The organism is Agarivorans sp. OAG1, assembly GCF_037076485.1.
In the GTDB taxonomy this organism is placed as follows: Bacteria; Pseudomonadota; Gammaproteobacteria; order Enterobacterales; family Celerinatantimonadaceae; genus Agarivorans; species Agarivorans albus.
This window is the reverse complement of sequence record NZ_AP028990.1, coordinates 2,981,537-2,992,839: the sequence shown is the minus strand read 5'-3', so window position 1 is coordinate 2,992,839 and position 11,303 is coordinate 2,981,537. Positions and strand designations below refer to the sequence as shown.

The 11,303-nt window shown below is 44.8% G+C and carries 10 protein-coding genes; 9 read left to right on the top strand and 1 reads right to left on the bottom strand.

All coding sequences use genetic code 11. The features are described from left to right. Window positions 1-7: 7 nt before the first annotated feature. The 9 genes from OAG1_RS13670 to tilS are packed head-to-tail and all read left to right on the top strand — an operon-like array spanning window position 8 to window position 10,413. Window positions 8-517, top strand: a complete 510-nt coding sequence (locus tag OAG1_RS13670) for an OmpH family outer membrane protein (RefSeq protein WP_016401177.1) — start codon at window positions 8-10, stop codon at window positions 515-517. Window positions 518-519: 2 nt separating this feature from the next. Then, window positions 520-1,545, top strand: coding sequence for a UDP-3-O-(3-hydroxymyristoyl)glucosamine N-acyltransferase (gene lpxD / locus OAG1_RS13665; protein WP_338621678.1), 1,026 nt, complete (start codon window positions 520-522; stop codon window positions 1,543-1,545). Window positions 1,546-1,559: 14 nt separating this feature from the next. After that, a complete protein-coding gene (fabZ, locus tag OAG1_RS13660) occupies window positions 1,560-2,015 on the top strand; it encodes a 3-hydroxyacyl-ACP dehydratase FabZ (RefSeq protein WP_016401175.1) in 456 nt (151 codons plus the stop codon). A gap of 12 nt (window positions 2,016-2,027) precedes the next feature. After that, a complete protein-coding gene (lpxA, locus tag OAG1_RS13655) occupies window positions 2,028-2,816 on the top strand; it encodes an acyl-ACP--UDP-N-acetylglucosamine O-acyltransferase (RefSeq protein WP_338621677.1) in 789 nt (262 codons plus the stop codon). Then, window positions 2,816-3,958 carry a lipid-A-disaccharide synthase gene (gene lpxB / locus OAG1_RS13650; protein ID WP_338621676.1) on the top strand — a complete coding sequence of 381 codons (1,143 nt, stop codon included), beginning with the start codon at window positions 2,816-2,818 and terminating at the stop codon, window positions 3,956-3,958. Before lpxA ends, lpxB begins: the two co-directional genes overlap by 1 nt. Before the next feature lie 30 nt (window positions 3,959-3,988). Further along, a complete protein-coding gene (gene rnhB / locus OAG1_RS13645) occupies window positions 3,989-4,585 on the top strand; it encodes a ribonuclease HII (RefSeq protein ID WP_338621675.1) in 597 nt (198 codons plus the stop codon). A gap of 2 nt (window positions 4,586-4,587) precedes the next feature. Then, window positions 4,588-8,073, top strand: a complete 3,486-nt coding sequence (gene dnaE / locus OAG1_RS13640) for a DNA polymerase III subunit alpha (RefSeq protein WP_338621674.1) — start codon at window positions 4,588-4,590, stop codon at window positions 8,071-8,073. 12 nt (window positions 8,074-8,085) lie between these two features. Then, on the top strand, window positions 8,086-9,042 hold the full coding sequence (gene accA / locus OAG1_RS13635) for an acetyl-CoA carboxylase carboxyl transferase subunit alpha (RefSeq protein WP_338621673.1): 957 nt from the start codon (window positions 8,086-8,088) through the stop codon (window positions 9,040-9,042). Window positions 9,043-9,090: 48 nt separating this feature from the next. Beyond that, window positions 9,091-10,413, top strand: a complete 1,323-nt coding sequence (tilS, locus tag OAG1_RS13630) for a tRNA lysidine(34) synthetase TilS (protein ID WP_338621672.1) — start codon at window positions 9,091-9,093, stop codon at window positions 10,411-10,413. Here the strand turns inward: tilS and OAG1_RS13625 are convergent. Beyond that, window positions 10,391-11,272, bottom strand: coding sequence for a GGDEF domain-containing protein (locus OAG1_RS13625; protein WP_016401168.1), 882 nt, complete (start codon window positions 11,270-11,272; stop codon window positions 10,391-10,393). The genes tilS and OAG1_RS13625 overlap by 23 nt on opposite strands. Window positions 11,273-11,303: the final 31 nt, after the last annotated feature.

Below are 11,303 nucleotides of genomic sequence, written 5' to 3'. Positions count from 1 at the left end.
AAATCTTTTGAAAAAACTAATTGCTGCTGTTGCCCTTGCTGCAACTATCGTAACCCCTAGTTTTAGTGCGCTAGCAGAAACCAAAATTGCTGTGATTAATATTGCTGAAGTTTTTCAACAATTGCCTCAGCGTGACACTTTACAAAAAACGCTAAAAGACGAATTTGAAGTGCGCGTGCAAGAAGTTCGTGGCTTGGAAGCTGAAATGCAACGTCTTTATGACAAACGTGAGAAGGATGGCGAGCTGCTAGGTCAGCAGGAAGTCACTAAGATTACCCGTCAGCTTGAAACTATGCAGGCTGAATACAAACTTAAGCGTAAAAACTTAGAAGAAGACCAACGCCGTCGCGGCGCTGAAGAGCAACAAAAATTGATGATTAAAGTTCAAGACGCAATTGTTGAAGTATCTAAAGCACAGGGCTACGATTTAGTATTACCCTTAGATGCAACAGCGTATGCATCTGACTCTTTGGATATTACCAAGCAGGTTGTTCAACAAGTGAGTAAGAGTAAGTAAATATGACACTAAGCCTTGGCCAAATCGCTGAGCAACTCGGGCTTACCCTTCAGGGTGATCCCGAGCTAGTTATTTCAAACATCGCTCCCTTTGAAAAAGCAGGGGCGCAAGAGATAAGCTTTTTAACAAACGCAAAGTATAAGCCTATGCTGGCCACTAGTAAGGCCGGTGCGCTTATTTTGTCTAAAAGCCATGCTGATGCTTTTTCTGGCAATACCTTAATTAGCGAAGATCCTTATGTTAGTTATGCCCAATTAGCGCAGTTACTAGATACTACCCCAGCTTGCGCAAGCGGTATTCACCCCTCCGCTATTATCGAAGATGGCGCGAAAATTGGTAACAATGTCTCTATTGGTGCTAATGCAGTTATTGAATGCGGTGCTGTTTTAGGTGATAACGTGCAAATTGGAGCGGGTTGCTTTGTCGGTAAAAATGCAAAGATTGGTGCAGAGACAAAATTATGGGCCAATTGCAGCATTTACCATGAGGTTCAAATTGGCCAACAGTGTTTGCTTCAAAGCAACACGGTGGTTGGTTGTGACGGTTTTGGCTATGCCAATAAGCAAGGCCAATGGGTGAAAATTCCACAATTGGGCACGGTGATTATTGGCGATAAAGTTGAAATCGGCGCTTCGGTCTCTATCGACCGAGGAGCGTTAGACAATACTGAAATTGCGTCAAACGTGATTATCGATAATCAAGTGCATATCGCTCACAATGTAACGATTGGCACCGGAACTGCCATTGCAGGTACTACTGGTATTGCTGGTAGTACTAATATTGGCCGCTATTGCATTATTGGTGGTGGAGTTGGCATTAACGGCCATATCGATATATGCGACCAAGTGACTATCACCGGTTACTCAATGGTCACTAAATCAATTAGTGAGCCAGGCACTTATTCTTCAGGTATGCCAACGCAAGCGAATCGTCAGTGGCGAAAATCAATGGCTCGCCTATCTCAAATAGATGAGATGCATAAACGCATTGTAAGCTTGGAGCGCAAAAACAGCGCTGAAGCTGACTAAACTAGGAACAGATTTTGACTAAACAACTTAACCGCTTAGAAATTCAAGATATCATGGAGCTTTTGCCCCACCGTTACCCATTTTTGTTGGTAGACCGGGTATTGGATTTTGAAGAAGGTAAAACCCTACACGCCATTAAAAATGTAACTTTTAACGAACCGTTTTTTACCGGTCACTTTCCGCAACAACCCGTTTTCCCAGGCGTATTGATTCTTGAAGCTCTAGCTCAATGTACCGGAATACTAGCGTTTAAATCTACCACTAAGCCAGCCGACAACGAGCTTTACTATTTCGCCGGTATCGATAATGCGCGCTTTAAGAAGCCGGTTGGTCCTGGCGATGTATTGCATCTCGAAGTTGAATTATTACGCGACCGTCGCGGCATCGGTAAATTTAACTGTGTTGCCAAGGTAGAAGGCGAAGTAGTATGTAGCGGCGAAATCATGTGCGCACGTAGGGCCTACAAATAAGTGGAGCTGAATATGATAGATAGCACTGCAAGTATACATCCAAGCGCCATCATCGAAGGTAATGTAAAAATTGGTGCCAACACTACAGTTGGTGCTTTTACCATTATTCGTGGTGACGTAGAGATTGGTGAGAACTGTCAAATCGCTTCACATGTAGTGATTAAAGGCCACTCTAAAATTGGCAATAATAACCGCATTTTTCAATTTGCCTCGGTAGGTGAAGATTGCCAAGACTTAAAATATGCCGGTGAAGAAACCTATTTAGAAATTGGCGATAACAATACTATCCGCGAGAGTGTGACGATTCACCGAGGCACTACCCAAGACCAGAGCATTACTAAGATTGGCAGTAACTGCTTGTTTATGATTAATGCCCACGTTGCCCACGATTGTGTTGTAGGTAACGGCTGTATTTTTGCTAACAACGCGACTTTAGCAGGTCACGTCACTATTGGTGATAACGTTATTTTTGGCGGTCAAGCGGCGATTCATCAGTTTGGTAAAGTTGGCTCTTACGCCTTTGTAGGTGGCTGCGCAGCTGTTAACAAAGATGTTCCTCCCTATGTGATGGCTGTAGGTAACTATGCTCGCCCAGTAGCAGTTAATACCGAGGGTTTATTGCGTAGAGGTTTTAGTAAAGATGCTATTAAGGCGATTCGCCAAGCTTACAAAACGCTTTACCGTAGTGGCAATACTTTAGAGGAAGCCCTAGGCCAGATAGAGTTATCTGCTGAGCAATACCCAGAGGTTAAGTTGTTCGCCGATTTTCTAAAAGAAAATGGTCGAGGCATTGTTCGCTAATGGCTCAGGCGGATTTGCATATCGCTATCGTCGCCGGGGAAGTCTCCGGCGATATTTTAGGTGCCGGTTTAATTTCAGCACTTAAACAACAATACCCCAATGCGCGCTTTTCCGGCATAGCTGGACCACTAATGCAAGAGCAAGGCTGTGAGGCCTTGTTTGATATGGAAGAGCTGTCGGTAATGGGGCTAGTGGAAGTGCTAGGGCGCTTACCGCGTATACTCAAAATCCGCAAACAACTGCTCCAACAATATATTCAATCTCCACCAGACATCTACATTGGCATTGATGCTCCAGATTTTAACTTAGGCGTAGAACATAAACTGCACGCTAAAGGTGTTAAAACTGTTCATTACGTTAGCCCCTCCGTTTGGGCATGGAAACAAAAGCGAGTTTTCAAAATTAAAGAGGGCTGCAATAAAATTCTGGTTTTCTTGCCATTTGAAAAAGCCTTTTATGATCGCTTCGAAGTGCCTTGTGAGTTTGTTGGACACACCTTGGCTGACCAAGTTCCTCTTGAAAGCCCCCAATTGCCTGCCATTGAACAGCTTGGCTTAGATAGCTCCAGAAAGGTGTTGGCAATTTTGCCTGGTAGTCGAAATGCCGAAGTGGGCTTGCTTACACCAGTCTTCCTTGAGTCAGCTAAAAAATTACTTGAGCAGTACCCAGATCTACAGCTGGTTGCTCCTTTAGTTAATCAGCGCCGTCGAGAACAATTTGAAGCTTTAGTCAATGAGCATGCGCCAGAGCTAGATATTAAAGTTATCGACGGACAAGCTCGCACCGTAATGACTGCCGCCGACGCTATTTTATTGGCTTCTGGCACGGCAACGCTGGAAGCGATGTTAGTAAAACGGCCTATGGTAGTGGCTTATCGTTTTAAGCCTTTGACTTATCGAATTGCAAAGTTAATTGTTAATGCCAAGTTTGCTGCCTTGCCTAATTTGCTTGCCGACAAAATGATTGTGCAAGAATATGTACAAGAAGACTGTACCAGCGACAATATTGTGGTCGAGTTAAGTCGCCTACTTGAAAGTGATAACAGCAAACTCATCGATAAGTTTACTGAATTGCACCAACAAATCCGTTGCGATGCTGACCACAAAGCAGCGCAAGCGGTTATTGAAGTAATAAATAGTTAGTTTTCCTTATACGCGTTTTTTGGAGTTGTCATGACGCCTTTTGTTTATCCTTCTGGTTATTCTGTTTTTGCTGGCGTCGATGAAGTAGGGCGGGGCCCTTTAGTGGGTGATGTGGTAACCGCAGCGGTTATCCTTGATCCTAAGCAGGCAATTGCAGGACTAAACGATTCCAAAAAGCTCTCTGAGAAAAAACGTTTGGTACTAGCCGAAGAGATTAAGCAGCATGCAATAGCCTGGGCGATAGGCCGGGCAACTCCTCAAGAAATAGATAAGTTGAATATTTTGCACGCAACCATGCTGGCTATGTCTAGAGCCGTTGCGGCTTTGAGCGTTACACCTGAGTTTGCGTTGATCGACGGCAACCGAGAGCCTCAGTTAAGCATCCCATGCCAAGCGGTGATAAAAGGTGATGGTTTGGTGGCCGAAATAAGTGCTGCTTCAATTATCGCAAAAGTGGCACGAGACCAAGAAATGGTCGAATTAGATGCCCGTTACCCAGATTATCAGTTTGCCAAGCATAAAGGCTACCCAACGGCCTTACACCTTGAAATGTTGGAGAAACACGGTGCTATTGCCGAGCACCGGCGCAGTTTTAAACCCGTACAGCGGGTACTAGGAGAGCTGTAGTTTTGTCAGAACCTACACCAAATCCATCTTTCATTCACCTTCGGGTCCATTCAGACTTTTCGATGGTTGATGGCTTAAAAAAAGTAAAACCCATTGTTGCAAAAGCGGCCGAGTTAAACATGCCGGCCATTGCTTTAACCGATCAAACTAACCTCTGTGGTTTAGTTAAGTTTTACGGCGAAGCTCATAACCAAGGGATTAAGCCCATTGTCGGTTGTGATTTTTTTGTTCAGTCAGATGAATTGGGTGATGATCAGTTTCGATTAACCTTATTAGCTACTAATAACAAAGGTTATCAGAACATCACTATGCTTATCTCACGGGCTTATTTGCGAGGGCAGCTGCAGGGTAAGCCGGTTATTGATAAACAATGGCTGAGTGAACATGCCGAAGGTGTGATTGTTCTCTCTGGCGGTCGCCAAGGTGATGTGGGCAAAGCCTTACTTAAAGGTAACCACGATATCGTTGAGCGAAGTCTTGCATTTTACCAACAGTATTTCCCAAATCATTACTTTTTAGAGTTAATTCGCACCGGCCGCCCCGACGAAGAAAACTACCTGCACATGGCCGTTGCGTTAGCGGGCGATAAGGGCTTGCCAGTAGTCGCTACCAACGAAGTCGTTTTTTTAGAAGAAGACCAGTTTCAGCCTCATGAAGTGCGGGTTGCCATTCACGATGGTTTTGCTATTGATGATAGCCGCAGACCTAAGAAATATAGTGCGCAGCAATATCTTCGCAGCGAGCAAGAAATGCAGGAGTTGTTTGCAGATATTCCCGAAGCACTGCAAAACTCAGTAGAAATCGCCAAACGCTGTAATGTGACGGTGCGCTTAGGTGAGTACTTCTTGCCTGACTTTCCCACCGAAGGCCTGCCCATTGAAGAGTTCTTCTGTAAAGTATCTTGGGACGGTTTAGAAGAGCGCTTAGAGTTTTTGTTTCCCGACCCTGAAGAGCGAGCAAAACGTCGTCCGGAATACGATGAACGTTTACAAATTGAACTTGATGTAATTAACCAAATGGGTTTCCCAGGTTACTTCCTCATCGTAATGGAGTTCATTCAGTGGAGTAAGGATAACAATATTCCGGTTGGACCCGGCCGGGGCTCGGGCGCTGGTTCGTTGGTAGCTTATGCGCAAAAAATTACCGATTTAGATCCGCTTGAATTCGACTTACTATTCGAGCGATTTTTGAACCCCGAGCGGGTATCTATGCCCGACTTCGATGTCGATTTTTGCATGGATCGTCGTGATGAGGTAATCGACCACGTAGCTGAGCTATATGGACGAGATGCGGTATCGCAGATTATCACCTTTGGTACTATGGCTGCTAAAGCAGTAGTGCGTGATGTAGGTCGGGTATTGGGTCATCCTTTTGGTTTTGTTGACCGGATCTCCAAGTTGATTCCACCTGATCCGGGAATGACCCTAGAAAAAGCCTTTGAGGCTGAACCGCGTTTGCCAGAGCTGTATAACGCTGACCAAGAAGTTCGCGAGCTAATCGATATGGCTCGTATTCTTGAAGGGGTTACGCGTAACGCGGGTAAACACGCCGGTGGCGTAGTAATTTCGCCCACCACTATTACTGACTTTGCACCCTTGTATTGTGATGCAGAGGGTAAAAACCCAGTTACCCAGTTTGATAAGAATGATGTTGAATATGCCGGCTTAGTGAAGTTTGACTTCTTAGGCTTGCGTACACTGACCATTATTCAATGGGCTTTGGATATGCTCAACCCAGTGTTAGAAGCTAAGGGTGAGCAGCCGATCGATATTGCGGCAATTTCTACCACTGACCCAAAGTCATTTAGATTACTGCAAGATTGCAAAACAACCGCGGTATTCCAGTTGGAATCTCGTGGTATGAAGGATTTGATTAAGCGTCTTAAGCCCGACTGTTTTGAAGATATGATTGCACTGGTGGCCCTGTTCCGCCCTGGCCCGTTGCAGTCAGGCATGGTAGATAACTTTATCGAGCGTAAACATGGTCGAGAAGCAATTTCTTACCCTGATGAAACTTGGCAACACGACAGCCTGCAACCTATTCTAGAGCCTACCTACGGTATTATTCTTTACCAAGAACAGGTAATGCAGATTGCTCAGGTTCTAGCAGGTTATACCCTAGGTGGCGCTGATATGTTACGCCGGGCTATGGGTAAGAAAAAACCTGAGGAAATGGCCAAGCAGCGGGCAGTATTTGAAGAAGGCTCTATTAAGAATGGGGTTGATGGCGAACTGTCCATGAAGATCTTTGACTTGGTAGAAAAGTTCGCTGGCTATGGTTTTAACAAGTCTCACTCCGCTGCTTACGCCTTAGTTTCTTATCAAACCTTATGGATGAAGGCGCATTACCCTGCTTACTTTATGGCTGCGGTGATGTCGGCCGATATGGATAACACCGACAAAATTGTTACTTTGGTAGATGAATGTAACAACATGGGGCTTAAGCTGGTGCCGCCCGATGTAAACACTGGCTTGTTTAAGTTCTCGGTGAATGCCGATGAGGAAATTGTTTACGGTATTGGCGCGATTAAAGGGGTAGGTGAAGGCCCCATTGAAGCGATTTTAGAGGCCAGACAAAGTGGACCATTTATTGATTTGTTTGATTTTTGTTGTCGCTTAGATCTCAAGAAAATCAATAAAAGGGTGATTGAAAAGCTGATTATGGCTGGAGCCATGGACAAGCTAGGCCCGCATCGTGCCGCAATGATGGTGACATTGCCAACAGCTATGCAAGCCGCTTCACAACATGCAAAAGCTTCAGCTCGGGGTCAAGAAGACTTATTCGGTATAATTGCTGAAGAAGAGGATGAACGCCCAGAGTTTATCGATGAACCAGTTTGGACAGAAAAAGTCTGGTTAGAAGGGGAAAAAGAAACCCTTGGTTTATACTTAACCGGTCACCCAGTTAATCGCTACTTAAAAGAGTTTCGTCAATATACAACGGGACGCTTAGTTGATATACGCCCCACCGGCCGAGGTACTACATCAACGGTAGCGGGCTTAGTGTTATCTACACGGGTAATGCTTACCAAGCGGGGCTCAAAAATGGGCATCATTCAACTCGATGATCGCAGTGCCCGTTTGGATGTGATGTTCTTTAGTGAAGCATTCGATACCTACCAAGAATTATTAGAAAAAGATCGCATGTTGGTGATTCAAGGAGAGGTCAGCGTTGATGATTTCTCCGGAGGCATTAAAATGACTGCTCGTGAAGTCATGGATTTGTCGATGGCCCGTGAACGCTGGATGAAAAAACTGCGTTTGCGAATGTGTCGCGACCAGCTAGATGAACTATTTTGGCAAAGATTTTACGAAGTATTAGAGCCTTATCGAGCGGGAACCTGCCCAATAGCAATAAGTTATGAGGGCGATAATGCCAGTGGCATGTTAAGCTTAGGCACCGATTGGCGAATTACGCCGAGTGAAGATTTAATAGAGGCGTTGACCCAACTGCTGGGACAACAGCAAGTCACCCTAGAATTTAATTAAGAAAAAGATTATATGAATCCGAATTTTCTAGAGTTTGAGCAGCCGATTGCTGAGCTGCAAGCGCAAATTGAAGAGTTGTGCATTGTAAATGAAGAATCTGGCGTAGATGTAGATTTACAGGAAGAAATCTCTCGTTTGCAACAAAAGCAAAACGATTTAACCCAAAAAATATTCTCAGACTTAGGTGCTTGGCAAGTCGCCCAGCTAGCGCGTCATCCTAATCGCCCTTATGTGTTGGATTACATCGAGCACATTTTCACTGACTTTGATGAGTTAGCTGGTGATAGAGCTTACGCTAACGATGAAGCTATTGTTGGTGGTATGGCACGTCTAGATGGCAAGCCAGTAATGGTTATTGGTCAACAAAAAGGTCGCGAAACCAAAGAAAAAATCCGTCGTAACTTTGGTATGCCAAAACCAGAAGGCTACCGTAAAGCGCTGCGTTTGATGGAAATGGCAGAGCGTTTTAACATGCCAATCATTACCTTCATCGATACCCCTGGAGCATATCCAGGCGTAGGCGCTGAAGAGCGTGGACAAAGTGAGGCAATTGCTAAAAACTTGTTGGTTATGGCTGGCTTAAAGGTGCCAACTATTTGTACAGTTATTGGTGAGGGTGGCTCTGGCGGCGCCTTAGCAATTGGTGTAGGCGACCGCGTTAACATGCTTCAGTACAGCACTTACTCGGTGATTTCTCCAGAAGGTTGTGCTTCGATTTTATGGAAGAGTGCTGATAAAGCGCCTGTTGCAGCCGACGCTATGGGCATTACTTCAGAGCGCCTTAAAGAGTTAGATTTAATTAATGACATTGTTCCAGAGCCATTAGGTGGTGCGCACCGTGATGTTGCAGCTATGGCGCTTAATCTAAAAACTAAGCTAGTGAGCGATTTAGAAAGCCTATCAGCATTAGACACTGAAACCTTGTTAGAGCAGCGCTATCAGCGCTTAATGTCCTACGGATATTGCTAAAAATGATCTAGGGCATTGGTATTTCCAGTGCCCTATTAAGAGGTTAATTTGTCCCTTCAATCTCGCTTTTCTCACTCCCTAGTTTCACTTCCTTCAACAACTCAACGTATTGTTATTGCCCTTAGTGGCGGCTTAGATTCAAGCGTTCTACTGCACTTAGCAGCCCAGTATCATAAATCTCACCGGCACTTAGAGTTGCTAGTTGTGCACGTAAACCATGGCTTGCAAGAGCAAGCAAATAGCTGGCAACTTAGCTGTCAGCAGCAAGCTGAGGCTTTGGGTTTACCCTTTGTGGCTGAGATGGTTGATGTTGAAGTAAAAGCACGCTCTAGCTTGGAAGCAGTGGCGAGAGAAAAGCGTTATCAAGCTTTAGCTAAACATATGGATGCACATAGCTGTTTGCTAACTGGACACCATGCCGACGACCAGTTCGAGACCTTTATGCTAGCGCTAAAGCGGGGAAGTGGCCTCCAAGGCTTAGCTGCCATGCCGCCAATGCGTAATTTTGCTGCTGGATGCTTGTTAAGGCCTCTGTTATTGGTAACACGAGCAGAGTTAGAAGGCTATGCTAGGCAACAGCAACTCAGCTGGATAGAGGACCCAAGTAACCAGTCTTTAGAGTTTGATCGTAACTTTTTGCGGCATAAGGTATTGCCAGAGCTAACACTGCGCTGGCCACAATGGTTAGCTTCCACTCAACGTAGCGTTCAACTACTACAAGAATCAGTCGATTTGCTGGAAGAGCTGGCTGAGTCTGATTACCAAAAGCTTGATCGTGAGCAAACGCTGTGTTGCAAAAGCTTGTTACTGCTTTCGCCAAAGCGCCAAAGAAATGTGCTCCGTTACTGGTTTAAACGTATGAATTGGGCTTACCCAAGCCAAGCGCAATTAGCGCAGATCATCACTCAAGCCTCTGCACAACAAGATGCCAAGGTAGCTGTTACATTAGCAGAAGGGGAGTGTCGCCGCTTTCAAGCTTGTTTGTATTTGGTGAGAAAAGTTGAATTGCTTGAGTCAAACTTAGTGACTAGCTGGAAGCTTGCTAGCACACCAATATTAACCTTGGATAATGGCAGTCAATTAGCTTGGCAAAATGGTGGCAAGTTATTGCCGCCTTCAAGTTCCCAACAAGTTAGCGTTAAATTTAGAACTCATCTAGGGCAAAAAGAGTTTAAAGCGTTTGGGCGCTTGGGTAGTAGAAGCATTAAGAAGCTACTGCAGGAATGCAAGTTACCGCCATGGCAGCGCAATCGCTTACCTTTTGTATTTTATGATGAGGTACTAGTGGCAATAGCTGACATTTACATTCAGCAAGATTATGCATGCCCAAATAATACGGGCATTGCTCTTAACTGGTTGCCGACTTGTTAGCGTAAAGCTGTTCGTCGGCGCTTTGGATTAGGCTTTCGCTATTGCTGCCAGGTGTCCATTCGCTTACTCCAATACTCGCTGAAATATCGTATTGAGCTAGTAATGGAGACTCTTCAAGTTTAGCGTGTAAGCGTTTAATCACTTTTTGCGCAGAGTACTCGGTGGCCGGGCGCAATAACATGGCAAACTCATCACCACCTACTCTAAAGGCTTGATCGCCGCTTCTAATTACCGACTCGAGTACTTTGGCAAAGCTAATCAATACTTGGTCGCCAACCGGATGACCAAGCGAATCATTCACTTGCTTAAACTTGTTCAAGTCTAACAGCATAAGTACTAAGCCACCTTGTTGCTGGCTTTGACGGGTTTGCTGTTCGATAGACGTATGTAAAGATTCATCGAAATGAGCTCGATTACCGATACCGGTTAAGTAGTCATTACGCACCCGTTCTTGTAATCGCGCTATCTGCAGGGCATGTTTTAATGGAGCCTGCAGCAGTTGCGTTAGCTGGCGGAGTTGATGAATTTCATTACGCTGAAACGGCGTATCGCGGGTAAAGGTAACAATCGCTAAGGGTTGGCTTTTATTGTTGAGATTAAAACTACGGTAGTAGCGCTGGCCTTCAAATAGGCTAACTTCGGTTTGCAGGCTATCACTAACTAAACGCATGGCCGAAAACTCAACGTAATTCGTTGCCATAGCGGCAAAGTTTTGCAGTAACTCATCTAACTGTAAGCTTTCTTGCAAAGACTCAAGAATACTCAGCTTCTGAACAGCACTAAGTTTAGCGTCATTAGAAAAATGTGATATTTTTCTTGGGCTTACAATATTGTTCTGCGCTAATTGTAGAGAATCCATAGTTACTTTACTCTTATCTAATCTTGCTGTT

Excerpts from the sequence above, each read along its gene's own strand:
- lpxD (WP_338621678.1), top strand. The coding sequence starts at position 520 with ATGACACTAAGCCTTGGCCAAATCGCTGAGCAACTCGGGCTTACCCTT.
- lpxA (WP_338621677.1), top strand. The coding sequence starts at position 2,028 with ATGATAGATAGCACTGCAAGTATACATCCAAGCGCCATCATCGAAGGT.
- lpxB (WP_338621676.1), top strand. The coding sequence starts at position 2,816 with ATGGCTCAGGCGGATTTGCATATCGCTATCGTCGCCGGGGAAGTCTCC.
- rnhB (WP_338621675.1), top strand. The coding sequence starts at position 3,989 with ATGACGCCTTTTGTTTATCCTTCTGGTTATTCTGTTTTTGCTGGCGTC.
- accA (WP_338621673.1), top strand. The coding sequence starts at position 8,086 with ATGAATCCGAATTTTCTAGAGTTTGAGCAGCCGATTGCTGAGCTGCAA.
- OAG1_RS13625 (WP_016401168.1), bottom strand. The coding sequence starts at position 11,272 with ATGGATTCTCTACAATTAGCGCAGAACAATATTGTAAGCCCAAGAAAA.